The organism is Rhizobium sp. M1, from assembly GCF_002531805.1.
GTDB classification, from domain to species: Bacteria; Pseudomonadota; Alphaproteobacteria; order Rhizobiales; family Rhizobiaceae; genus Rhizobium; species Rhizobium etli_C.
Genome location: NZ_NWSW01000016.1, coordinates 57391 through 80879 on the forward strand (window position 1 = coordinate 57391; position 23489 = coordinate 80879).

At 61.2% G+C, this 23489-nt stretch carries 27 protein-coding genes; 14 read left to right on the forward strand and 13 right to left on the reverse strand.

Going from position 1 to position 23489, the window contains the following annotated elements; all coding sequences use genetic code 11:
- Positions 1 to 116: 116 nt before the first annotated feature.
- The 4 genes from CO655_RS16885 (at position 117) to CO655_RS16900 (ending at position 4473) form a co-directional block, all read left to right on the forward strand.
- Positions 117 to 2468, forward strand: coding sequence for an EAL domain-containing protein (locus CO655_RS16885; protein ID WP_097665545.1), 2352 nt, complete (start codon positions 117 to 119; stop codon positions 2466 to 2468).
- A 24-nt stretch (positions 2469 to 2492) separates the two neighbouring features.
- Positions 2493 to 3206 carry a transporter substrate-binding domain-containing protein gene (locus CO655_RS16890; protein ID WP_097665546.1) on the forward strand — a complete coding sequence of 238 codons (714 nt, stop codon included), beginning with the start codon at positions 2493 to 2495 and terminating at the stop codon, positions 3204 to 3206.
- Between the two features lie 77 nt (positions 3207 to 3283).
- Positions 3284 to 4015 carry an aminoacyl-tRNA hydrolase gene (gene pth / locus CO655_RS16895; protein ID WP_097665548.1) on the forward strand — a complete coding sequence of 244 codons (732 nt, stop codon included), beginning with the start codon at positions 3284 to 3286 and terminating at the stop codon, positions 4013 to 4015.
- Positions 4012 to 4473, forward strand: a complete 462-nt coding sequence (locus tag CO655_RS16900) for a GNAT family N-acetyltransferase (RefSeq protein WP_097604597.1) — start codon at positions 4012 to 4014, stop codon at positions 4471 to 4473. The genes pth and CO655_RS16900 overlap by 4 nt, the downstream gene beginning before the upstream one ends.
- A gap of 6 nt (positions 4474 to 4479) precedes the next feature.
- Here the strand turns inward: CO655_RS16900 and clpS are convergent, their stop codons facing one another.
- The 3 genes from clpS to CO655_RS16915 form a co-directional block, all read right to left on the reverse strand.
- Complete coding sequence (gene clpS / locus CO655_RS16905) at positions 4480 to 4791, reverse strand: ATP-dependent Clp protease adapter ClpS (RefSeq protein ID WP_004680128.1); 312 nt, start codon at positions 4789 to 4791, stop codon at positions 4480 to 4482.
- A gap of 90 nt (positions 4792 to 4881) precedes the next feature.
- Positions 4882 to 5280 (reverse strand): type II toxin-antitoxin system VapC family toxin, encoded by a 399-nt coding sequence (locus tag CO655_RS16910; RefSeq protein WP_097665549.1) that lies wholly within the window; start codon positions 5278 to 5280, stop codon positions 4882 to 4884.
- Complete coding sequence (locus CO655_RS16915; RefSeq protein WP_097665612.1) at positions 5270 to 5548, reverse strand: AbrB/MazE/SpoVT family DNA-binding domain-containing protein; 279 nt, start codon at positions 5546 to 5548, stop codon at positions 5270 to 5272. Before CO655_RS16915 ends, CO655_RS16910 begins: the two co-directional genes overlap by 11 nt.
- 153 nt (positions 5549 to 5701) lie before the next feature.
- On the opposite strand from CO655_RS16915, the gene ychF reads away from it, so the two are divergent.
- Positions 5702 to 6805 (forward strand): redox-regulated ATPase YchF, encoded by a 1104-nt coding sequence (gene ychF, locus CO655_RS16920; protein WP_097665613.1) that lies wholly within the window; start codon positions 5702 to 5704, stop codon positions 6803 to 6805.
- Positions 6806 to 6824: 19 nt separating this feature from the next.
- Here the strand turns inward: ychF and CO655_RS16925 are convergent, their stop codons facing one another.
- Positions 6825 to 7904, reverse strand: coding sequence for a hypothetical protein (locus CO655_RS16925; protein WP_097665550.1), 1080 nt, complete (start codon positions 7902 to 7904; stop codon positions 6825 to 6827).
- Positions 7905 to 8098: 194 nt separating this feature from the next.
- Between CO655_RS16925 and CO655_RS16930 the strand changes: the two genes are divergently transcribed.
- A complete protein-coding gene (locus tag CO655_RS16930) occupies positions 8099 to 8587 on the forward strand; it encodes a MaoC family dehydratase (RefSeq protein WP_097604589.1) in 489 nt (162 codons plus the stop codon).
- Positions 8584 to 9051: a MaoC family dehydratase gene (locus CO655_RS16935; protein WP_097604587.1), complete on the forward strand. Its 468-nt coding sequence runs from the start codon at positions 8584 to 8586 to the stop codon at positions 9049 to 9051. The genes CO655_RS16930 and CO655_RS16935 overlap by 4 nt, the downstream gene beginning before the upstream one ends.
- 23 nt (positions 9052 to 9074) lie before the next feature.
- On the opposite strand, the gene CO655_RS16940 is transcribed toward CO655_RS16935, so the two are convergent.
- The 4 genes from CO655_RS16940 to petA all read right to left on the reverse strand — a co-directional run bounded on the left by CO655_RS16940 (position 9075) and on the right by petA (position 12661).
- Positions 9075 to 9617 (reverse strand): adenine phosphoribosyltransferase, encoded by a 543-nt coding sequence (locus CO655_RS16940; RefSeq protein WP_097578578.1) that lies wholly within the window; start codon positions 9615 to 9617, stop codon positions 9075 to 9077.
- A 263-nt stretch (positions 9618 to 9880) separates the two neighbouring features.
- Positions 9881 to 10762, reverse strand: coding sequence for a cytochrome c1 (locus CO655_RS16945; protein WP_097604585.1), 882 nt, complete (start codon positions 10760 to 10762; stop codon positions 9881 to 9883).
- 25 nt (positions 10763 to 10787) lie between these two features.
- A complete protein-coding gene (locus CO655_RS16950) occupies positions 10788 to 12068 on the reverse strand; it encodes a cytochrome b N-terminal domain-containing protein (protein WP_097665552.1) in 1281 nt (426 codons plus the stop codon).
- 14 nt (positions 12069 to 12082) lie between these two features.
- Positions 12083 to 12661 (reverse strand): ubiquinol-cytochrome c reductase iron-sulfur subunit, encoded by a 579-nt coding sequence (petA, locus tag CO655_RS16955; protein WP_010030308.1) that lies wholly within the window; start codon positions 12659 to 12661, stop codon positions 12083 to 12085.
- A 286-nt stretch (positions 12662 to 12947) separates the two neighbouring features.
- Here petA and CO655_RS16960 point away from each other — a divergent pair, with 286 nt between their 5' ends.
- Entirely contained in the window at positions 12948 to 13880 is a 933-nt protein-coding gene (locus CO655_RS16960) for an endonuclease/exonuclease/phosphatase family protein (RefSeq protein ID WP_097604582.1), read from the forward strand.
- Here the strand turns inward: CO655_RS16960 and CO655_RS16965 are convergent.
- Complete coding sequence (locus CO655_RS16965) at positions 13836 to 15749, reverse strand: ABC transporter ATP-binding protein (protein ID WP_097665553.1); 1914 nt, start codon at positions 15747 to 15749, stop codon at positions 13836 to 13838. The two genes, CO655_RS16960 and CO655_RS16965, sit on opposite strands and share 45 nt — an antisense overlap.
- A gap of 161 nt (positions 15750 to 15910) precedes the next feature.
- On the opposite strand from CO655_RS16965, the gene CO655_RS16970 reads away from it, so the two are divergent.
- Positions 15911 to 16141 (forward strand): CopG family transcriptional regulator, encoded by a 231-nt coding sequence (locus CO655_RS16970; RefSeq protein WP_097578977.1) that lies wholly within the window; start codon positions 15911 to 15913, stop codon positions 16139 to 16141.
- 36 nt (positions 16142 to 16177) lie between these two features.
- On the opposite strand, the gene CO655_RS16975 is transcribed toward CO655_RS16970, so the two are convergent.
- The 3 genes from CO655_RS16975 to CO655_RS16985 form a co-directional block, all read right to left on the reverse strand.
- On the reverse strand, positions 16178 to 16492 hold the full coding sequence (locus CO655_RS16975; RefSeq protein WP_097665554.1) for a type II toxin-antitoxin system RelE/ParE family toxin: 315 nt from the start codon (positions 16490 to 16492) through the stop codon (positions 16178 to 16180).
- A complete protein-coding gene (locus tag CO655_RS16980) occupies positions 16489 to 16758 on the reverse strand; it encodes a type II toxin-antitoxin system ParD family antitoxin (protein WP_097604574.1) in 270 nt (89 codons plus the stop codon). The genes CO655_RS16975 and CO655_RS16980 overlap by 4 nt, the downstream gene beginning before the upstream one ends.
- Positions 16759 to 16857: 99 nt before the next feature.
- A complete protein-coding gene (locus CO655_RS16985; protein ID WP_097665614.1) occupies positions 16858 to 18714 on the reverse strand; it encodes an ABC transporter ATP-binding protein in 1857 nt (618 codons plus the stop codon).
- A gap of 386 nt (positions 18715 to 19100) precedes the next feature.
- Between CO655_RS16985 and CO655_RS16990 the strand changes: the two genes are divergently transcribed.
- Both CO655_RS16990 and CO655_RS16995 read left to right on the forward strand, forming a co-directional pair.
- Positions 19101 to 19562 (forward strand): tRNA (cytidine(34)-2'-O)-methyltransferase, encoded by a 462-nt coding sequence (locus CO655_RS16990; protein ID WP_097605063.1) that lies wholly within the window; start codon positions 19101 to 19103, stop codon positions 19560 to 19562.
- Positions 19563 to 19758: 196 nt separating this feature from the next.
- A complete protein-coding gene (locus CO655_RS16995) occupies positions 19759 to 21405 on the forward strand; it encodes a Na/Pi cotransporter family protein (protein WP_097665555.1) in 1647 nt (548 codons plus the stop codon).
- Between the two features lie 3 nt (positions 21406 to 21408).
- Here the strand turns inward: CO655_RS16995 and CO655_RS17000 are convergent, their stop codons facing one another.
- Complete coding sequence (locus CO655_RS17000) at positions 21409 to 21669, reverse strand: hypothetical protein (RefSeq protein WP_010029910.1); 261 nt, start codon at positions 21667 to 21669, stop codon at positions 21409 to 21411.
- Between the two features lie 176 nt (positions 21670 to 21845).
- On the opposite strand from CO655_RS17000, the gene hemF reads away from it, so the two are divergent.
- The 3 genes from hemF to CO655_RS17015 all read left to right on the forward strand — a co-directional run bounded on the left by hemF (position 21846) and on the right by CO655_RS17015 (position 23423).
- Positions 21846 to 22757 carry an oxygen-dependent coproporphyrinogen oxidase gene (gene hemF / locus CO655_RS17005; protein ID WP_097604566.1) on the forward strand — a complete coding sequence of 304 codons (912 nt, stop codon included), beginning with the start codon at positions 21846 to 21848 and terminating at the stop codon, positions 22755 to 22757.
- 103 nt (positions 22758 to 22860) lie between these two features.
- Positions 22861 to 23124 carry a hypothetical protein gene (locus tag CO655_RS17010; protein WP_097604564.1) on the forward strand — a complete coding sequence of 88 codons (264 nt, stop codon included), beginning with the start codon at positions 22861 to 22863 and terminating at the stop codon, positions 23122 to 23124.
- 113 nt (positions 23125 to 23237) lie between these two features.
- On the forward strand, positions 23238 to 23423 hold the full coding sequence (locus CO655_RS17015) for a DUF1059 domain-containing protein (RefSeq protein WP_010029983.1): 186 nt from the start codon (positions 23238 to 23240) through the stop codon (positions 23421 to 23423).
- Positions 23424 to 23489 lie beyond the last annotated feature (66 nt).

The window sequence follows — 23489 nt, forward strand, 5'->3', positions numbered from 1 at the left end:
AGACCTCCGTTTCTGCAAATTTAATATATTCGTGAAAGCATGCCCCGTCAGCTGTGAAGAAGCCGGCCCGAAGGCGCGACAGCAAATATGGCCGGTCTGGGGGAGTAGACGGAACCATGAACAATTCCGTTGAGAACAGGTTTTTTGGGATTGTTTGCGGAGCGCTGCTTGTTTTTGTCGCTCCTCTCTTTGTTCTCTTTCTTTTTCTTTCCTCGGAGCGAGCCGACAAGGAAATACGCGACCATATCTCGGTTCTTCTTGTCGCCAATGCCCAGGCGCTGGCAAAGCCCCTCTGGGACCTCGATGAAGAAAGCGTCACCCAGATCAGCGCGACGGTCGTTTCCCAGGGCGCCATCGTCAAGGTCGAAGTGCGCGACCAGTCAGGCCAGCTCGACGTCAGCCAGTCCACCATTCCGCGCTCCTTCGACGGCAAGCTCGTGCAGGTGTCGCGCGCCATCATCTACAACACCATCGATGGCCCGAAGAATCTCGGCAGCATCAGCGTCTACTATCCCGCCCTCGGCCTGTTTTCCGGCCTGAAGCAGGAAGAGGTCGTCTTCATTTCGATCTTCATCTTCGCGGTTTTGACCGTTTTCGGCACCGCGCTGATCGGCAACCGCTTCTTCGTCATCCAGCCGCTGATGCGGCTGACGGCGGCGATCGAGGCGACCCGCCAGCTCGGCTCCCGCCATCACGTCGACTGGCAGTCGAACGACGAGATGGGACGGCTTGCCCGCAGCTTCAACGAGATGCAGACCAAGCTCGAAAGCGAGGAGAAGGAGCTGAAGCTCGCCCATCGCCGCGCCACCGATATCTACAATCTCACCCCCGCTATGCTCTTCTCGCTCGACGAGGAAGACCGCATTACTGCCGTCAGCGACTATTGGCTGCTAGCCACCGGCTATGATCGCGCCGCCGTCATCGGCCGCAACTTCGCCGATCTCGTCACGGCAAATACCCGCGACAAGTTCGTCAAGCGCCGCCGGGCCGAAAGCGGTATGGCGGTTACCGTTAAGTTCGTCTGCCTGGACGGCCGCACCATGGACGTCCTTATCATGGAATCGGAAGCCGGCGCCGGCGCTCACGATCGCCTTTCACTGTCGGTCATGACCGATGTGACCGAGCTCAAGGCCTCCGAGGATCGCAACCATCGTCAGGCAATCACCGATCACCTGACCGGGCTTCTCAATCGCCAGGGTTTCGAAGCCGTGCTCGACAGCAAGATCGCCGCGGCAGACGCCGCCGGCCAGGAACTCGCCTGCCTCTTCGTCGATCTCGACCGCTTCAAGTGGATCAACGACAATATGGGCCATGCCGCCGGCGACAGGGCACTGATCGAGCTGGTTGCGCGCCTGAAGACCCATCTTGCTCCCTCCGACGAGGCGGCTCGTCTCGGCGGCGACGAATTCGCCATCCTGCTGCCGGCGAAGGACGCCGAAAAGCGCGCCAAGGCGATGTGCGAGCAGATTGCCTCGATCTTCGAAACGCCATTTGCCCCAGACATGCATCTGAGCGCTTCGATCGGCATCGCCATCTACCCGCATCATGCCGCGGCCGCATCCGAACTGCTGCAGAAATCCGACATGGCGATGTATGCCAAGAAACGCGACGGCAAGAATGGCGCGCAACTCTTCGACAACGCCATGCTCGACCGCGCCCGCAGCCGCGCCGAAATCGAGGCCAATATCGAAGCCGGACTTGCCGAGAACTGGTTCGAGGCCTTCCTGCAGCCGATCGTCAACTTGAACGGCCGCGGTATTGCCGGTTTTGAAGCGCTGATGCGCCTCAACCATCCGCAGAAGGGCTTGATGCCGCCGGCCGAGATCATCAGCGTCGCCGAGGAGACAGGAAAAATCGTCCGCGTCGGCAATGTCATCATGGAAAGGGCGATCGCCCATCTCGCCAAGATTTCCCGCATATCCGGCATGCAGGATACCTATCTCGCCATCAATTTCTCGCCGCTGCAGTTCGAGCCGGCTCTGCCGGCCCGGCTTGCCGCCATTGTCGGTCGCCACGGCATCCGCCCCGAGCGCATCGTCGTCGAAATCACCGAAGCCGTGCTGATGCACGACAACCCTGAGATCCGCATGATCGTCACGGAGCTTCGCCGCTTCGGCTGCCGCATCGCGCTCGACGATTTCGGCACCGGCTATTCGTCGCTCAGCTACCTCAACCGCTTCCCTGTCGATATCATCAAGATCGACCAGTCCTTCACCCGCGCGATCAACGACGGCGACGATGACGTCCGCCAGAAGAGCCGCATGCTGATCGAAGGCATCACCACGCTATCCCACAAAATGAACTGCACCGTCATCGCCGAGGGCATCGAGACCGAAGAGGAATGCCGCACGCTCCACCAGATGGGGCTGGACTATGGCCAGGGCTACCTCTTCCATCGCCCGCAGCACGCAGCCAAGCTCATCGAGGAACTGATGGCCCCGCAATCGGCCGTCGCGCGCGCCTCGTAAACGAAGAACGAAGGAGATGATCCGATGAAAAAGCTCCTGCTTCTCGCATGCCTGGCGCTGCCCTGCGCCGCCCATGCGCAGACAATCAATTTCACGACCGAGGATTACGCCCCCTTCAACTATCGCGAAGGCAAGGAGATCAAGGGCGCGACTGTCGAGCAGGTCGAAAAGGTGATGGCCGCGATCGGCGTCGACTATACGATCGAGGTCTTGCCCTGGGCGCGCGCTTTCGGCCTCGCCCGCACGGCGCCGATGACCTGCGTTTTCGCCACCGCCCACAACAGCGCCCGCGACCCGCTGTTCAAATGGATCGAGCCGCTGCTGATCGACCGCAATATCCTGATCACCCGCAGGGGCTCGGGCGTCACCGCCGGCAATCTCGACGAGGCGAAGAAATATACGGTCGGCACCCAGCGGGAGGATTACACCGAGACGATCCTGAAGGAGAAGGGCTTCCCCAAGCTCGATGTTGCCAGCGACTTCAACGCGACGCTGCGCAAGCTGCTGAGCGGCCGCATTGACATGATGCCGATCTCCGAACTCTATTACGACAAGCTGAAGGCCGATCAGCCGGTGGAGATGGTGACCGTTCTCTCGGCCCAGCCGATGGGCATTGCCTGCGAAAAGAGCTTTCCGGACGATCTGCGCGCCAAGATGCAGGCCGCCCTCGACAAGCTGATCGCCGATGGCGACCAGCAAAAGATCTTCCTGAAATACGGCATGAACCTGTCGGACTGATGCTGCCCTTTCCGCTTGACATTGCGCGGTTTTCCGGGTGGTGAACAGCGGGAAAGCTTAAGCGAGGAAGACAGGCCATGCTGATCATCGCGGGTCTCGGCAATCCCGGCGCCAAATACGCCGGCAACCGTCACAATATCGGCTTCATGGCCGTTGACGCCATCCATCGGCGCCACAGCTTTTCGCCCTGGTCGAAAAAGTTCAGGGGCGAGATCGCCGAAGGCGAACTCGCCGGCGAGAAGGTGCTGCTGATCAAGCCCCAGACCTATATGAACCTCTCCGGCGAGGCCGTCGGCGAGGCGATGCGCTTTTACAAGCTCCAGCCCGCCGACCTTGTCGCAATCTATGACGAGCTCGACCTTCCCGCTGGCAAGGCGCGGCTGAAGACCGGCGGCGGCCATGGCGGCCACAACGGCATCAGGTCGCTGGACGCCCATTGCGGCAAGGAATACCGGCGCCTGCGCCTCGGCATCGGCCATCCCGGCGTCAAGGAAATGGTGCAGAACCATGTGCTCGGCGATTTCGCCAAGGCCGACAGGGACTGGCTGGAACCGCTGCTCGACACGCTCGCCGACAATGCCGAGATGCTGGTGCGGAACGAGGATTCGCAGCTGATGAACAAGATCGCGCTGGCGCTCGGCGGCCAGGCCGAGGAGGAAAAACCGCGCCGAGAAAGCAAGGATGGCGAAAAGAAGCCGGCCGGCCAGTCGCATATCCGCCAGGCCCGCAGCAACAATCAGCCGAAACTCCCCGCCACCGGGCCGATGGCCGAGATGCTGAAGAAGATGTTCGGCAATAAGGGGGAATGAGGCCGGTGCCGGACCATGATTTCGCCATCCGCCCCGCAACTGCCGGCGATCTTCCGGGACTGGCCGTCCTCTACCGCCATTTGAACCCGACGGATCCCGTTCTTGACACGGCCATGGCAGAAGAGCGCTTCTCCGCCATCCTCGCCCATCCCGGCATGACCGTCTTCATTGCCTTTGCCGGCGATGTCGCCGCCGCCACCGCCACGCAGATCGTCGTGCCGAACCTGACGCGGGGCGGCGCCTCCTATGCGCTCATCGAAAACGTCGTCACCCACGCCGACCACCGTCGTCAGGGTTATGCCGGCGCCGTCATCGGCCATGCGGTGGAGCAAGCCTGGAAGGCCGGCTGTTACAAGGTGATGCTGCTGACCGGCTCCAAAAATCCTGCGACGCTTCGCTTCTACGAGAATTGCGGCTTCATCCAGGACAAGACCGGCTATCAGATCCGCCGAGCCTGAGCCCGGCTATTCCTCGGGCTCGGTCGTGAACATCAACGGAAAGCCCATCTCCTTGGCAAGATCGATGCCCTCCTTGGCCTTGGTCTCGGCAATGTCTTTGGCGCAGACCACGACCACGCAGGAACCGAGCTTGTGCGCCGTCATCATCACCCGATAGCCGGTCTCCTCGCTCATGCGGAAGACAACCTTCAGGATCACGATGACGAATTCGCGCGGCGTATAATCGTCGTTGACGAGGATGACCTTGTAGAGCTTCGGCTTGTCCAGCTTCGGCTTCACCTTGGTCTTCGGTTTCAGGGCAACGTCGTTGTCACTCATCGGAAATTCTACCGGTTGATGACATGAGAAAGCAGAAAAATATCCGCGGTAATATATTGCACCCCCGGTACGGCAGTTCAATGACGGATATCACTCCGCCGATAGCAGCAAGCAAGCCCGCCCGGCACTTTCGACGATCGCGGCGGCCTTTCTGTCGAAGGTCGCGAATATTTCGCCGCCAAGCCTGCGGCCTTCGAAGACGATGACGCCATCGGCGAAATCCCCGCCGGCATCGAGGAAGGACAACCCAGCCTCGATAGCTGCTCTGTCGTAGACGACCTTCCTGTCCGATATCAGCAGCCGGATGGTCGCTGATATCTCGGAGGCGCTCTTGCGATAAATCCGGCCGACGACCCAGGCGAACTCGCAAAATGTCAGGCTGGAAACGAACAGCCTTTCGGCCTCGCGCATCAATATCCTTGCACGTTCCGTTTGCTTCGGGTTGTCGTCCACGGCCGCCCGCACAAGCACATTCGTATCAACGATCATCGCCGCTGCCGACCTCGCCTGCCCAGCCTGCTCTTATGGCCTCGTCGATCTCCTCGAGCGTCGCATGGATATTCTCGTTGTTCCTGAGGCTTCCGAAGAAGCTTTCGATCGAGCCGGCGACCGGCGGCGTTTTTACCGCAGCGACCTCGACTTTGCCACCAGGCAGGAGATCGACATCGATCTTGTCGCCGGGCCTGATCCCGAGGTGCTGAAGCACCTCCTTTTTCAGGGTGACTTGCCCCTTTGCCGTCACTGTCAGGGTCGCCATGTTCGATATGTCCTTTTTTCTGAAGGTAAGGCTAAATCGCCTTACCTTCAAGCCGGGCGCCATTGCTTTTTCAATTCATACCGCGAACCCTTGACCCGAGCCGACCATTCCCGCATAGGCAGGGCAAAGTTACCAATAGATATGGATCAAGCCATGGGCTTCAAATGCGGCATCGTCGGTCTGCCGAACGTCGGCAAATCGACCCTCTTTAACGCGCTCACCAAGACGGCGGCGGCACAGGCGGCGAATTATCCCTTCTGCACCATCGAGCCGAATACCGGCGAAGTCGCCGTACCTGATCCGCGCATGCGCAAGCTTGCCGACATCGCCAAGTCCAAGGAATTGATCCCGACCCGCATCTCCTTCGTCGATATCGCCGGCCTGGTGCGCGGCGCCTCGAAAGGTGAAGGCCTCGGCAACCAGTTCCTCGCCAATATCCGCGAAGTCGACGCGATCGTGCATGTGCTGCGCTGCTTCGAAGACAGCGACATTACCCACGTGGAAGGCCGCATCAATCCCGTCGCCGATGCCGAGACGATCGAGACCGAGCTGATGCTCGCCGACCTCGAAAGCCTGGAACGCCGCACCGAGCAGACGCGCAAGCGCGCCACCGGCAAGGACAAGGAGTCGATGGCGATGCTGCCGATCATGGAAGCGTCGCTGAAGCTGCTCAACGAGGGCAAGCCGGTGCGCACGCTGCTGTCGACGCTCGATGCCGAGGAGATCGCCATCCTCAAGGGCCTCAACCTCCTGACGTCGCAGCCGGTGCTCTATGTCTGCAACGTCGCCGAGGCCGAGGCTTCGACCGGCAATGAATTCACCGAGGCCGTCGCCGCCATGGCCCGGGAACAGGGTGCCGAAACCGTCGTCATCTCGGCGGCGATAGAGGCTGAGGTCGCCCAGCTTCCCGAGGATGAGGCCAAGGAATTCCTTTCCGCCCTCGACCTTGACGAGGCCGGCCTCGACCGGCTGATCCGCGCCGGCTACAAGCTGCTCCACCTCATCACCTATTTCACCGTCGGCCCGAAGGAAACGCGCGCCTGGACGATCGAGCGCGGCACCAAGGCGCCGCAGGCCGCCGGCGTCATCCATTCGGATTTCGAGCGCGGCTTCATTCGCGCCAACACCATCGCCTATGACGACTACATCAAATTCAACGGCGAAGTCGGTGCCAAGGATGCCGGCAAGGCGCGCGACGAAGGCAAGGAATACGTCGTCCAGGACGGCGACGTCATCCACTTCCGCTTCAACACCTAAATAAAAGAGCGCTGCCGCCTTAACCCGGCGGCAGCCTGTTTGCGATGGCCGGCGGCAGCGCCTTGAGCACCAGCCGCCGAAGCGGCATCCAGCCGGTGCCGATGATCAATACGATCGCTCCGACAATAATCAGCGTCGTGAAGATATAGGTGTCGACCGTGGCGCTCCCCTGCCGGAAGACGCTGAAGATCGCGACGCCGAGCGACAGCAGCCCTGAAGTCACGAAGGCGCGCCGGTCGATGATGAGACCGATCAACATCAGCGCCGCAACCGTCGCGACGACGACAGGTGTCCGCGACGACATATTCGCGACATCGAAGATGCGGACGTCTGCCCCGAAAGACAGCAGGGAAACGGTGCTGTAGAGCAGTGCCGGCGCGGCGCCGAGGTGCAGCCAGAAGGCAATATCCGAACGCGTCGTCCGACGCAGCCGGTCGCCGAGATCGAAATAAAGCGCCATCGCAAACAGTCCGAGCGCGCAGACGAGGGCAACCTGCGCCAGCACGATGGGATGATCGAGGAAAAATGCCGGATTGCCGCTTGCCCACTGTATCACGCGCAAAAGCAGGGTGAGGACGAAGGCAAGCACCGACATGATAGAGAGCGCCAGCGAAAGCGGTACGCGGTAGCGGGCATAATAGGCGCCGAGAATGATCGGGAAACCGGCGACGAACTGCGTCGCCTCCGCTCCGAAGGATGTAGCGGTCGGTGTCCACGGCGGGAAGAATCGCGACATCAGCAGGCAGGTCCAGCAGAACAGCGCGATCGCCAGGCTGACGGCCGGCAGAGCGAGCCGCTGGCGGCGCACCAGGATTTCCGAAAGGACGATGATCGCGGGCAGCACGGCATAAAGTGCAGAAAGCCCCCAGAGGCCGCCGAGCGCCACGACGACGCCGATGGTGATCAGCACGTCGTGAAACCCGCGCACGAAACGCGGCGTCTCCGTGTCCGACCAAGCCGGTCCGTCGGCGGCTGTCGGCTGCGGCTCGACAACCGCCACGCCGCGCTCAGTCAGGAAAGGCAGAAGCCGCCCGCCCGCCTCCGGCGAAATCAGCCCCTGGCGCGCCGCCTCGTCGAGTATCGACTTCAGTTCCGTCATGCCGGTTTATCTCCCCGGAATCATTGAGCCCGCGCGGATGCTATTGTAAGCACTAGAGCATGATGCCGAAAAGTGTGAACGGTTTTCGGGCGACATCATGCTCTAACTCTTTAATGTAGAACAGGATTCAGATTTTTAGGCCGATTCGACCTAAAATCATCCTGTTCTAGGCGCTGCATATGACGGAGGAGCGAATGTCGGCAGAAAAGCTTTCCTTCGAGGATTTTGAGCCCGGTCGCCGCTTTCCCCTCGGCCCGAAGCTGGTGAGCGCCGGGGAAATCGTCGAATTCGCCAGCGAATTCGATCCGCAGCCGATGCATCTCGACGAGGCTGCCGGCCGCGCCAGCATTCTCGGCGGTCTTGCCGCCTCCGGCTGGCATACGTCCGCGATGCTGATGCGCATGATGGCCGACAGCTACATCCTGAACGCGCTCTGCGAGGGTGCGCCCGGCATCGATCTGATGGAATGGCGAAAGCCGGTGCTTTCAGGCGACACGCTGCAGGGTCACTCGACCGTGCTTGAAGCCCGGCCGATGCGCTCGCGCCCCGGCATCGGCATTGCCAAGTTCCGCCACGAAGTGGAAAATCAGCGCGGCGAACTCGTTTGTCTCTCGGAGAACTCGGTCATGATCCGCATGCGCCCTGCCCCAGGCATCAGCATGAGTCCGGAGAGTACAGCATGAGAATGTCCGAACTTTACGCCGTCGGCGAAAAGGCCGAGATCGGCAGCTACATCTTCACCGAGGAAAACATCATCCACTTCGCGACGCGCTACGATCCGCAGCGTTTTCACGTCGACAAGGAAGCCGCCAAAGAAACCCTGTTCGGTGGACTGTGCGCTTCGGGCTGGCACACCACCGCCGCCTGGATGCGCACCTTCCTCGCCTTCTGGAAACGTCAGAGCGTCGCCCTCGCGCAGAGAGGGCTGGCGGCACCGAACCTCGGCCCTTCGCCGGGTTTCCAGAAACTGCAGTGGCTGCGGCCGATCTTCCCAGGCGACGTCGTGACCTACTCCGTCGCCCTCCTCTCCAGCCGGCCGCTCGCGTCGCGGCCGGGCTGGCACCTCAACACCATCCTCTGCGAAGGCGTCAATCAGAACGGCGATCCCGTCATGCGCTTCGAAAGCGGCGTCCTCGAGTACGACTGAGGCCGCCAGCAGCGAGGGCGGGCTCAGTGTCCGGAAAATTCGACCAGCGTGTGCACGCTGACGCCGAGTTCCTCCAGTTTCCGGCGGCCGCCGAGATCGGGCAGATCAATGACGAAGCAGGCGCCGACCACCTCCGCGCCGATCTGACGCAGCAGCTTCGTAGCCCCGACAGCCGTGCCGCCGGTGGCGATCAGATCGTCGACCAGGATCACCTTTTCGCCGGGCTCGATCGCATCGCGATGCATCTCCATCTCGTCCACGCCATATTCCAGGCTGTAGGCGATACGAACGGTGTCATGCGGCAGCTTGCCCTTCTTCCGGATCGGCACGAAGCCCGAGGAAAGCTGATGCGCCACAGCGCCGCCGAGAATGAAACCGCGCGCCTCCATGCCGGCGATCTTGTCGATCTTCGTTCCCGCATAGGGCTGCACGAGCTCATCGACCGCCCTGCGGAAGGCGCGGGGATTGCCGAGCAGCGTGGTGATGTCACGGAAAATGATTCCGGGCTTCGGATAGTCGGGGATGGAGCGGATGCTGGCTGCGAGCTCCGACGTCGTATTGTCCATGGAAAGTCCATATCTGCGAGGGCATGAAACGGCCGCACCCTACTGCATAATTCCTCAAATCGAAATCGATTTAGGGATAAAATTATCCGGCAGTTCAAGGCGCTACGCGCCCTTTGCGCGTCAGAAAGGACGTGGCGTCGCTGAGACGCATGAGGCTGGGCGCACAAGCGGCTTTCGGAGATGATGCGTCAGCGAGCCAATGGAATCGCCGGCAACAAAAAAGGCGGCCCGTGAGCCGCCTTTCGAATTCGGACAAGGAAGGCTCAATGCTCCTTGTTGGCGTAGACCGAGCGCTTCGTGAGGTAGATCAGCACGCTGAAGATCGCCAGGAAGATCATCACCATGAAGCCGGTGCGCTTGCGCTCCTCCAGATGCGGCTCGGCGGCCCACATCAGGAAAGCGGTGACGTCCTTGGCATACTGGTCGACGGTCGCCGGTGCGCCGTCGTCATAGGTGACCTGGCCATCGGAGAGCGGCTTCGGCATGGCGAGGACGGCGGCAGCATTGAAGTAAGGGTTGTAATGTCCACCCTGCGGCACCTGGAAACCCGCCGGCGGCTCTTCATAGCCGGTCAGCAACGAATAGATATAGTCGGGGCCGCTTTCCTGATACTGCGTGAAGATGTCGACAACGAACTGCGGAAAGCCGCGGGTGACGGCGCGGGCCTTGGCGATCAGCGAGAAATCGGGCGGAGCCGCGCCATTGTTGGAAGCGGCCGCGGCTTCAGCATTCGGGAAAGGCGACGGGAAGTAATCGGAAGGCACGGCCTTGCGGGTAAACATCTCGCCGCTCGCGTCAGGACCGTCCTGAACCTCATAATTCGCAGCGAAAGCCTTCACCTGTGCTTCGGAATAGCCGAGTTCGCCGAGCGTGCGGAAAGGCACGAGCGTCATCGAATGACAGGCAGCACAGACTTCCGTGTAGACCTTGAGGCCACGCTGGAGCTGGCCCTTGTCGTAATGGCCGAAGGGACCGGCGAAAGACCATTCCTCCTCCTTCGGATGCTTCAGCGGATAATGCGGCGTCTCACCTTCCGCGTGATGGGCCGGAGCCGCACCGTTGGCGGGCGCCTCCTCGGCCAGAGCCGCGCCGCTGAGACCGGCAACGACAGCGAGCGAGAGAATGCTTGCAACAAGCGTTTTCATGTTTCTGTTCCCTTCCGTCGCGCGCTTACGCATTGGCCGCTGCACTGGCGGCAGCTGTCTTGTTGCGCTTCTCGAGCACCGCTTCGGTGATCGAGTTCGGTATGCGGCGCGGCGTCTCGACGAGGCCGAGCACCGGCATGGCAACCAGGAAGAAGGCGAAGTAGAGGAGCGTGCAGATCTGCGAAACGATCACGAAGCTGCCTTCCGCCGGCTGTGAGCCGAGCCAGCCGAGGACGATCGCGTTGATCACAAACAGCCAGAAGAACAGCTTGTACCAGGGACGGTAGACCGCCGAGCGAACCTTCGACGTATCGAGCCAGGGCAGGAAGAACAGCACGATGATCGCGCCGAACATCACCAGCACGCCGCCGAGCTTGGAGTCGATCGGGCCGATGTTGAAGGTGATCGAACGCAGCATCGCGTAGAACGGCAGGAAGTACCATTCCGGAACGATGTGCGCCGGCGTCTTCAACGGGTCGGCCGGGATGTAGTTGTCGGCATGGCCGAGGAAGTTCGGCATGTAGAAGACGAAATAGGCATAGACCAGCAGGAAGACCGAAACGCCGAGCGCATCCTTCATCGTCGCATAGGGCGTGAAGCGCACGGTATCGGTCTTGGTTTTGACCTCGACACCCGTCGGGTTCGTCTGGCCGGTGACGTGCAGCGCCCAGATGTGCAGGACGACGACGCCGGCGATCATGAAGGGCAGCAGGTAGTGCAGCGAGAAGAAGCGGTTCAGCGTCGGCTGTTCGACGGCAAAGCCGCCGAGCAGGAACTGCTGGAGCGATTCACCGATCATCGGGAAGGCCGAGAAGAAGCCGGTGATGACGGTCGCGCCCCAGAAGGACATCTGGCCCCAGGGCAGGACGTAGCCCATGAAGCCGGTCGCCATCATCAGCAGGTAGATGACCACGCCGAGGATCCAGAGGATTTCGCGCGGCGCCTTGTAGGAACCGTAATAGAGGCCGCGGGCGATATGCAGGTAGACGGCGACGAAGAAGAAGGATGCGCCGTTGGCATGCAGGTAGCGCAGCAGCCAGCCGTGGTTGACGTCGCGCATGATCTTTTCAACGGAATTGAAGGCGATCGCGGTGTCGGCGGTGTAATGCATGGCGAGCACGATGCCCGTCAGGATCTGCACGACCAGCATGACGGAGAGCATGGCGCCGAACGTATAGGCATAGTTCAGGTTTCTCGGAACCGGATATGCCACGAAGCTGTCATAGACCATGCGCGGCAGCGGCAGGCGCGCATCGACCCATTTTTCGAAGCCGGTTGATGGTTCGTAGCTGGAATGGCCACTCATGAATCAGTCTCCCCTCAACCGATCTTGATTTTGGTATCGGACACAAATGAAAAGGTCGGAATCGCCAGGTTCTCGGGCGCAGGACCCTTCCGGATGCGGCCGGCCGTATCGTAGACCGAGCCATGGCAGGGACAGAACCAACCATTGTATTCGCCGGCCTGGCCGAGCGGAACGCAACCGAGATGGGTGCAGGTACCGACCATGACGATCCAGTTTTCCTTGCCTTCGCCGCCAGAGCGGTCGACGCCTGTTGCCTGAGCGTCGGCAGGAAGGTTTGCGTTGCGGGCCACCGGATCCTTGAGATCGCCGAGCGGAACATCGGCTGCGGCTTTTACTTCTTCCGGCGTGCGGTTGCGGATGAAGATCGGCTTGCCGCGCCATTTCACCGTCAAAGACATGCCGGGCTCGAGGCTTGCGACATCGACTTCGATGGAAGCCAGCGCCAGCGTCGAGGCGTCCGGGCGCATCTGATCGATGAACGGCCACGCAACCGCAGCGGCGCCGACAGCGCCAGCCATACCGGTGGTGAGATAAAGGAAATCACGGCGAGTGGGCTCTGTCGAAGCCCCGCTTGTCGTTTCGTGTTCGCTCACGGCTTAACCATCCTCTGCGCAATTATCGCGGAATTCCGCCCTGCCCCCTCTACCAACGAATCCCTCTGGACACAATTCGGCCATAGATTCCCCGGCAATCCGGCGCGTTCTAAGCTTGATCGCAAATTATGTCCAGCCTTGACAAGGGGATGAGGGCACAATGTCGCGGGAAATTTCGGATGAATTTTTTAAGTCAAATACGAGCTTGCCGGCATGCTGCATTGCAACAAAAAAGCCGCCGTGATAGGCGCAGTCGCAATCACGCCAGCGAGCCGGACCGAAGCGGATGAGAGACACGATTTTTTGCGTATTCAGCGTCCTCACGACCCTGGTGCTGGCCATCGTCTCATTGCGGTATGTCACCGATTTTTATCTGCTTTCCTTCTTTTTCAGCTTCCAGCTCCATCTGGCAGCGGCCGCGGCGCTCGCCTCCCTCGCGGCCCTGCTTGTCAAGCGCCATTGGTACGGCCTGCTGACGCTCGGCATATCACTGGCTCTTGCCGTCCATGGCATCGTGATGACCCGTGAATTTGTCCAGCCCGCCGTCGATGGAAACCGCCCGGTTCTTTTCCGGCTGATGTCCTTCAATATCGAAAACGATAATTTCGCAAACGGTGCCGCGATCGCCGACATGGCGATTGCCTCAGGCGCCGATGTCGTCAACATCCTCGAGGCCGAGCCGGTTCTGTCGGAACTGCCGCGGCTTCTGAAAACCTATCCCTATTATGTCGGCTGCGGCATCGGCATGCAGGAATGCGATACGCTGGTCCTGTCGAAGCGCCCGCTCATCGAGCCGCGCATCCGCAGTCTCGGCCTGCTGTGGCGCAACCGGCTGACGATCTCGACGGTTGATTTCGACGGTCGCAAAGTCAATTTCCTGACCGCGCATCTGACCAAACCCTATTATGACGAGTTCTACGGTCTGGAGCTCGAGGATCTCGCCGCGATCGCCCCCACCCTGCCGGGACCGCTGGTGCTGGCCGGCGATTTCAACTCCTCTATCCTGACGCCGGGCGTTCAGGACCTTTTGCGCAGAGAAGGCTTCGCCACCGTGTCGCTGGAACCCGCAACCTGGCCGATCGCCGCCGGCGCCTTCGGCATTCCGATCGACCACGTCTTTGCGAGGGCGCCCCTGCGGCTGAAATCGGTCCGCCGCATCGCCGACAGCTACGGATCAAATCATTTTGGCCTCATGGCGGAATTCGCCATCGCCCCCTGAGCCGAGATCCTCGTCCGCCGCGAGGAAGCCGCCGGACTGGCGCGCCCAGAGTTCGGCATAGAGCCCGCCTTGGCGAAGCAGTTCATCGTGGCTGCCCTCCTCAATGATCCGGCCGCGATCGACGACGATCAGCCGGTCGAGCGCAGCGATCGTCGACAGCCGGTGGGCGATCGCAAGCACGGTCTTGCCCTCCATGATCCGATGGAGATTGGACTGGATCGCTTCCTCCACTTCCGAATCGAGCGCCGACGTCGCTTCGTCGAGAACCAGAATCGGAGCGTCCTTCAGCATCACCCGGGCAATGGCAATGCGCTGCCGCTGGCCGCCCGACAATTTGACGCCGCGCTCGCCGACATGCGCGTCGAAGCCTCTGCGGCCCTGCTGATCCTGCAGGCGGACGATGAAGTCGATGGCTTCAGCGCGCCGGGCCGCCTCGACCAGCCGCTCCTCGCCGGCATCCGGCCGGCCGAACAGGATATTGTCGCGCACCGAACGATGCAGCAGCGACGTATCCTGGCTGACGACGCCGATCTGCGTCCGGAGCGATTCCTGCGTCACGGCCGATATATCCTGGCCGTCGATGAGGATGCGACCCTCTTGGAGGTCGTAGAGGCGCAGCAGCAGGTTCATCAGCGTCGATTTTCCAGCGCCCGAACGGCCGACGATCCCGACCTTCTCGCCGGGGCGGATGGTCAGCGAGAAATTGTCGACGGCCGGCTCCTGCCCCTTGCCGTAGCGGAAGGAAACATTGTCGAAACGAATGCCGGGCCGGCGGATCACCAGGCTCTGCGCATCGGCGCGATCGACAAGCCCGAGCGGCTGGGAGATCAGCTCGGCGGCATTCTGGATGGTGCCGAGATTGCGCATGATGCCGTTGAACTGCGTCATCAGCCGCCCGAGCAGGAAATTCAGCCGGAGCACCAGCGCCAGCGAGAATGCCACCGCGCCGGCGCTGACCAGGCCGCGCAGCCAGAGATCGACGCTCAAGCCGGCCATCGTCACGATCATCAGGCCGGAAAGCAACGCCATCGAGGCCCTGACGCCGGTGATGAATCGCGTGAAGCGCAGCACCGTATCCTGATAGATATCGAAACCCTGGCGCATGTAGCGGTCGCTCTCTTCGTCGCGGGCAAACAGCTTCAGCGTCTGCATATTGCTATAGGAGTCGACCATCCGGCCGTTCAGCATCGATCCGGCTTCCGCCGTCTCGCGGGAATGATGGCGGATCCGCGGGACGAAGTGACGGGCAAGCAGGCTGAAGGCGCCGAGCCAGAACAGCACGACGGCGGCGAGCGAAAAATCCAGCCGGGCGACGAGTACAAGCGTCGTCACGGCGTAAATTCCGACGAACCAGACGCTTTCCATCAGCGAGGTCACGAGATCCCCGGTTGCCTGGCCGGCTGACCAGACCTTGGTGACGATGCGTCCGGAGAAATCGCTCTGGAAGAAGGACAATGATTGTCTTGAGACGTGGAGATAAGATTGCCAACGTGCTAGATTGTAGAAGCCCGGCGTGATCACCTGCTGATCGACGAGGGCAATCAGAAAGGCGACGACGAAGCGCACGAGCCCGATGAGAGCGAGCATGCCGAACAGCTCGCCGCCATGGGCCGCAAGAAGACCGCTCCAGCCGGCGCCGGGCGTAATGCTGGCGAGAATATCGACGAGGCGTCCGACGAACCAGAAAAGTGCGGCTTCGATTGCCGCCGATGCGCCGCCGAGTATGAGCATGGCGACGAACGGCATCCTCGTCTGGCCGATATAGAACCAGATGAAGCCGAGCGTTGTCTGCGGCGGCTGAAGGTTGGCGCGCGGGCGGAACGGATCGATCCAGGTCTCGAACAGGCGGAAGATGGGTCGCAAGAACATGGAAGCGATATAGGCGGATTGTGGGGAGCGGCAAAGGGAATGAAAAGCGGACGCAATCTTATATTTTTGTAATGATCGGTAACATCGGCGGCATCGCCATTGATTGCCCGCCGATCGGTCACAATCTGACGATAGGATCGCGCTTCAACGGAGGGAAGGCCATGGAAACGAAAATGCTCGATGCGCATATTCCGCTTCCGCTCGCAGCAAGGTTGGATGCCCTGGCCGCCGACCTGGCGCTGCCGCGCGACGTGATCGTCGCCGAAGCCATCACCACATGGCTCGACAGCGAGGAACGCCGCCGCATCGCCACGCTGCGCACGCTCGCGGCCGCCAACACCATCGTCGTCGTCGAACACGACCGGGTGATCGACTGGGCCGACAGCCTTTGAAACGGAGGGCATGCGCGGTATCGTCGCCAGTGGGCATCAATTCTCGCCGAGAATAGCGACAATATCTCGCCGGCCGTGCAGAACGCGCAAGATCGTAACCAATTCATTTTCTACAGTATAATAAGCGCGAATATCCTCGAAACCCGGGACGGGCCACGATCTTATGCCTGCCAGTCTTGAATTGCCGAATGCCTTGGGCGTGCCGGAATTCGGATATTCGAGAAGACGCACGAAAGACTGCTCGGCGGCCTGCAGAAACCGCAGACCGAGTTCCTCTCCGCCATGCTCCGCAAGATAGGAGAGCTGCAACAGCATGTCGTCTCGAGCTGCCGGTTTGACGGCAAGCTTCATGGCGACTTCTTCTTGCTCCGCGCTGCCAACAACTGTGCGGCTTCTTTTCTCAGGTCACTCCAGAATGCGGGCGTTGCTTCAACCGCATCACCCGATGCCAGGCCCTCAAGCAGCAAAGCCTCGAGGCGCGCCTCGTTTTCGCGCTCCTGCGCATCCCGAACGAGGCCCCGGAAATATTCACTGACATTGCCATAGCCCTTGCTGGCCATCTGGCTTTCGACAAAAGCCTTGAGGCTGTCAGGCAATGAGATCGTCACGGTCGCCATAAACAAAATTCCCAGCTGAGATCAGGAAATGTACCATAGGTTCTTAACTGTTCTCAACTGTTACGAAGCCCTCCCCGCTTTTGCGGGAAGGGCCGATCGTTATTCCGCCGCCTCTTCCGCTTCCTCGGTGTGATCGGAGAGGAAGCCGCCGGACTGGCGGTTCCAGAGGTCGGCGTAGACGCCGCCGCTCTCGATCAGTTCGCCGTGCGAGCCGGCCTCGATGATCCGGCCCTTGTCGAGCACGATCAGCCGGTCCATTTCCGTCAGCGTCGACAGCCGGTGGGCGATCGCGATCACCGTCTTGCCCTCCATCAGAGCGAAGAGGTTTTCCTGGATCGCCGCCTCGACTTCTGAATCGAGCGCCGAGGTCGCCTCATCGAGCACCAGGATCGGCGCGTCCTTCAGGAAGACACGGGCGATCGCGATGCGCTGCCGCTGGCCGCCGGACAATTTGACACCGCGTTCGCCGACCTGCGCGTCGAGCCCCTGGCGCCCCTGCATGTCGACAAGCCCTTCGATGAACTCCCAGGCATTGGCGCGTTTGGCAGCCTCTATCACTTCGGAGTCCGTCGCCTCCGGCCGGCCATAGGCGATGTTGTCGCGGATCGAGCGATGCAGCAGCGAGGTATCCTGCGTCACCACCCCGATCAGCGAGCGCAGGCTTTCCTGCGAGACGCCTGATATATCCTGGCCGTCGATAGTGATGCGACCGCCCTCCAGATCGTAGAAGCGCAGCAGCAGGTTCATCAGCGTCGTCTTGCCGGCGCCGGAGCGCCCGACGAGACCGACCTTCTCGCCCGCCTTGATGTCGAGCGACAGGTTGTCGATGACGCCCTTGCTCTTGCCGTAATGGAAGCGGATGCGCTCGTAGTGGATCGCACCCTTCTTCGCCGTCATCGAAGGCGCGCCCGGCTTGTCGACGATGTCGTGCTGTTTGCTCATCATCTCCATGCCGTCATAGACCGTGCCGATATTCTCGAACAGCGCCGAGACTTCCCACATGATCCATTGCGACATGCCGTTGACACGCATGGCAAGACCGATGGCGATGGCGATCGCGCCGACCGAGATCGCCCCGTTCAGCCAGAACCAGATCGACAGGCTGGAGACGACGAAGAGCGCGACGCAGTTGTTCAGGTAGACGCTGATGTGGAACAGCGTCACCTTGCGCATCTGCCTGTGCACGGTCTGCAGGAACTCGTCCATGCCCTCCTTGGCATAGACCTCCTCGCGGCCCGCATGCGAAAACAGCTTGACGGTGGCGATGTTCGTGTAGCTGTCGACCACGCGTCCCGTCATCATCGAGCGTGCATCCGCCTGTTGCGCCGCTATCTTGCGAAGCTGCGGCACGAAATAAGAGACGATGCTGACATAGACGGCGAGCCAGACGAGGATCGGGATCATCAGCCGCCAGTCGGCGGCCGCAATCACGATGATCATCGTCAGGAAATAGCTGACGACGTAGACGAAGACGTCGAGGATCTTCATCACCGTTTCGCGCACGGCAAGCGAGGTCTGCATCACCTTTGTCGCGACACGCCCGGCAAACTCGTTGGCGAAGAACGTCATGCTGTGGCGCAGCAGGAAGCGGTGCATCTGCCAGCGGGCGCTCATCGGATAATTGCCGAGCAGCATCTGGTGCATGATGAGGGAATCGAGGCCGGCCGCTAGCGGCAAGCCGACCAGCACCAGCACCGCCATCCAGAACAGCCTGTGGCCCTCCGTCTGCAGGAAGGTGGCGCGGTCGGCATTGGTCAGCCAGTCGACGATGTCGCCGAGAAACTGGAAGAGCGCCACTTCGCCGACGGCGATCGACGCCGTCAGCAACGCCATCAGGCCGAGCCAGGGTGCTGCCGGTTTGCTGTAATGCCAGCAAAAGGCGAAAAGACCTTTGGGCGGAGCGACAGGCTCCTCGCTCGGAAAGGGATTGAGTCGCTGTTCGAACCAGCCAAACATGAAATTGCTCCGAAACATCAGCGTCTCGGCTCCCGGCTTCGCGCCACCTGAGCGCACTGCAAGCACATATGGGAACCGAACGTTCAAGGGGCGAGGCTGAAACAGCCGCACAATGGATCAAAAGGGGGATTTCAGGAAGAAATGCGCGCTAACGGCGCCATGTCGCCTTGATCGGCATCACGGCGGGAAAGCGCATAATGAGCAAAATATTCATGTCGGCCCTCCCTGCTGGCGATTGAAGACGGTGCATGGATAACGCGAAAATCGCGAAATTTCCAGCCCCATAATGGCGTAAATTGAACGTTTCCGGGCCAAAATGCGCCCTGTTGCGGCAAAATGCCGGTTGCTTTAGGTGTCTCGCATCCCGACGAAACAAACGGCGCATGATGACCGACCTCAGACTGGCACTCTACCAGCCGGATATTCCCGGCAATACCGGCACGATCCTGCGTCTTGCCGCCTGCCTCGGCTTCGCGGTCGATCTGATAGAACCCGCCGGCTTCGACGTTTCCGATCGCAACCTGAAAAGATCGGGAATGGATTATATCGCCGCCGCCGCGCTGACCCGCCATGTCAGTTGGGATCGGTTCGAAGCGTGGCGCGCCACGACCGGCCGCCGCCTGATCCTCGCTTCAACCAAGGCGGCGGATCGCTACACCGACTTCACCTTCCGTTCAGACGATATTCTGCTTCTCGGCCGGGAAAGCGCCGGCGTCCCGGACCATGTGCATGAAAGGGCCGATGCCCGTATCCTGATCCCGATGGTCGAAGGCCAGCGCTCGATCAACGTCGCCGTCTCGGCCGCGATGATCGTCGGCGAAGCGATGCGCCAGACCGTCTGGGCTTGAGCGACAGCGGCCTTCGCGGAATGGCCGAAGCCCCGGAATGTGTCGGAAATTGACATTGCCAATCCGCCAGATTGGCCTATATTTATTAGCCGGGCAATCAAAAATGTCGCATGACGGCTGCGATTTCAATAGCTTGGAGAGGCATCACTCGGGCCTGGGTCTCGCCAACAGATGAAGGAAGAATAAAAACAAGAAAATGGATTCCACGGTCATCATGATCAACCTGTTCGGCGCCGTCGCATTGCTGCTGTTCGGCCTCGCGCAGGTCAAGGACGGCGTATCCAGGGCCTTCGGCGCCCGGCTCAGAACGGGACTTGCGACCGGCACGCGCGGCGGCTTTCGGTCCTTCGTGTCAGGCCTGGTTGCGACCGTCGCTCTGCAGAGCTCCACGGCAACGGCGTTGATGACCGCCTCCTTCGTCGAGCGTGATCTGATCAGGCCGCGCATGGCGCAGATCGTCCTGCTCGGCGCCAATGTCGGCACCGCCATCACTGCCTGGATCGTCGCCACGGGGATTGAATGGCTCTCCCCGCTTCTAATCCTGACCGGCATTGCGCTCTACCGCGGCCGCTCCAGCGCCCGTCAGGGCGGTGGCGCAGCGCTGATTGGCATTGGGCTGATGCTGCTGTCCCTGCATCTCCTCGGCCTTGCAACGGAACCGATGCGGACCTCACCCGCCCTTGCCGCATTCATCGGCCTGCTGAACGGCGCCCTGCCCGTAGCGCTGCTGTTTTCGGCGGCCCTTGCCTTCCTTTCCTCGTCAAGCCTGGCCGTCGTGGTACTCATCCTGTCGCTCGCCTCGGCCGGGCTTATCTCTGCCGAACTCGTCATCGTGCTGGTGCTCGGCGCCAATCTCGGCGGCGCAATCCCGCCTGTCGTAGCGACATTGGGCGGCCCGGCTTCAGCGCGGCGTGTGACAATTGGCAATCTGACCGTCCGGACACTCGGCTGCCTCATCGCCTTGCCACTGGCCGGCTATGGCGCCGACCTCATCCAGATGTTGCCCTTCGGCCCGGCCAAGCTGCCGGTCGACGCACATCTGGCCTTCAATCTTCTGCTGGCCGTGCTGGCCTGGCCCTTCTCCCGGCCGCTCGCCACCCTGATGGCCCGGCTGGTGCCGGATCAGTCGGAACCCGATGGCGCCCCGAAATATCTGGACGCGCAGGAACTTTCCACGCCCATCATCGCCCTTGCCAGCGCCACCCGTGAGGTGTTGGGGATCGGCGACCTGATCGAGCGCATGCTCATCCGAGTGTCGGAAGCCCTGGAGCACACCGATGCCTCAAAGCTCGCCGAAATCGACGCCCTCGAGGAGCGCGTCGACCGGCTTCAGCAGGCGGTAAAGGTTTATCTCTCCAAGCTCGGCCGCGAAGGCCTCAGCGACGAAAATGCCCGGCGCTCGATCGTCGTCATCGATTATGCGATCAATCTCGAACATATGGGCGACATCATCGAGAAGGGCCTGGCGGAACAGGTGGCGAAGAAGATTTCGCTCGGCCTGAAATTTTCCGAGGACGGCCATCAGGAATTAAGGAAGCTGTTCGACCTGACGATCGACAATCTGCGTGTCGCCCAGACCATCTTCGTCACCCGCGACTTCAATCTCGCGCGTCGGATGATGGAGACGAAGGTCGAGGTGCGCCGGATGGAGAAACAGTCGGCCGAACATCATCTCGAACGCCTGCGCGACGGCCGCGCCGACAGTCTGCAGACGAGCTCGCTGCATCTCGACATGCTGCGCGATCTGAAGCGCATCAACGCCCATATCGTCTCGGTGGCGCATCCGATCATGGATGAAAGCGGATTGCTGATCGAAAGCCGCGTGCGGCCGGCGGCGGAGTGAGGGTCAATCGGCCGAAGGCAGGCGGCGCATGGTGAATTCGATCCGGTCGCCGTCGAGCTGGCGCCAGCTCTCCACCTCGGTCCAATAGGCCGCTTTCGGATATTCGTCGAACCATTCGCGCGCCTTGGCGCGTGCGTCGATCAAGCCGAGGCAATATGTCTGACGCACGAAATGGTCTCTCTTGGCGGTCGGATTTTCCGCCCGGTGTTTCGCCATTCTGCGCTTCAGACCGTCGAAGGACGGAGGTCCTGGAATTTTTGCCATCAAACCTACCTCTTCGGAAAAGGTAGTATCGAAATACTTGATTTGCGAGTCGAATCTTGGCCGCCCATCTCCGCGCCGGCCGGCTTGGCGAGATGCGGCGCCACCTGCTAAACCGGAGGCGCAATCAAGAATGAGCGAGTCGTTTCCCTAGCGGAGGCCGACCGCTGGAGGCGTAAATGGAAAGACCCGAACTGCCGATCGGCTTGCCTGACGATATCGAGGAGAAGAAGGAGGCCGCCCGCAAGTGGTTCGAAGGGCTGCGCGATACCATCTGTGCCTCCTTCGAGGCGCTTGAAGACGCGTTGGAAGGCCCGCTCTCCGACCAGGAGCCCGGCCGCTTCGTCGCCAAGGATTGGTCGCGCGAAAACGGCGCCGGCGGCGGTGGCCGGATGTCGATGATGGAAGGCCGCGTCTTCGAGAAGGTCGGCGTGCATACCTCCACGGTCTACGGCGAATTCTCGCCGGAATTCCGGGCACAGATACCCGGCGCCAAGGACGATCCGCGCTTCTGGGCCTCCGGCATCTCGCTGATCGCCCATCCCGTCAATCCCAACGTTCCGGCGGTGCATATGAACACCCGCATGGTGGTCACCACCAGCCGCTGGTTCGGCGGCGGCGCCGATCTGACGCCGGTGCTGTCGCGCCGCCGCACCCAGGAAGACGAGGACAGCCAGCTGTTCCACAAGGCCATGGAGATCGCCTGCCGCAATCATGCCGTTGCCGACTACGATGCCTACAAGGCCTGGTGCGACGACTATTTCTTTCTGAAGCATCGCAACGAGCCGCGCGGCATCGGCGGCATCTTCTACGACTGGCTGCATTCGAGCGAGGAGTCCGGCGGCTGGGACGCCGATTTCGCCTTCACCCGCGATGTCGGCCGGGCCTTCGCCATGGTCTATCCGAAGATCGTCCGTTCCAACTTCAACAAGCTGTGGACGGAAGCAGATCGTGACGAACAATTGATCCGCCGCGGCCGATACGTGGAATTCAATCTGCTGTATGATCGCGGCACGATCTTCGGCCTGAAAACCGGCGGCAACGTCGAATCCATTCTCTCCTCGCTGCCGCCCGTCGTACGCTGGCCGTGAGACTGTGAGATCTCATCGATAAATTCGAGCCGAGGGTCCTTCATAAAAATACAGTGAGTCCTAACTTTATATGTACGTGCGTAACAATCGGAGGAGGATTGTCATGACGACACAAAGCGGCTCGCCTGCGTCCACGGATGTCCAGGAAACATTCCGTGCAGTCGACACGCCCGAGTTCCTGATACGCATCGCCGAGAAACTGCGGGCCAAGAGCGGCTCGGATCTGCCGTTGTCCTGCTTCATCGAGCAGGTCAAGCTACAGCTGGCCGGCGGAAAGTCGCCGGAAGAGCTGCAGAACGACGCCGCCAACAGCAACACGCCCAGCCATCTCTCGGATACCTACAAAGCCTGGGCCATGCCCGACTGAAAGACCTTCTCCGGTCGTCACCCTATGCCGGCCGGAACCTTCCCTTCCCACGCACATTTCATCAATCGCGTGCAAACGCGATGGCCGTTGTGTTTCAGACAGAGGAGAAGATCATGCGACTTTTCGAATGCGGCACGCTTGTTCCCGGCTGCGCCTGGCATACCCGGGCGGATAATGACGCGGAAGTGGTCCGTCGCGCCGTCGAGCACCTGAAGACCGCTCACGGCGAAACCACCATACGCGAAAACATGGTTGACAACATCAAGGCCCGCATCCGCGACGAGGCCACCGCCGCCTGACGGGCCGGTGGCCAAGTCCTGGTACCAACCACGATAGTTGCGCCGCGTCCCCCGGACGCGACGCGG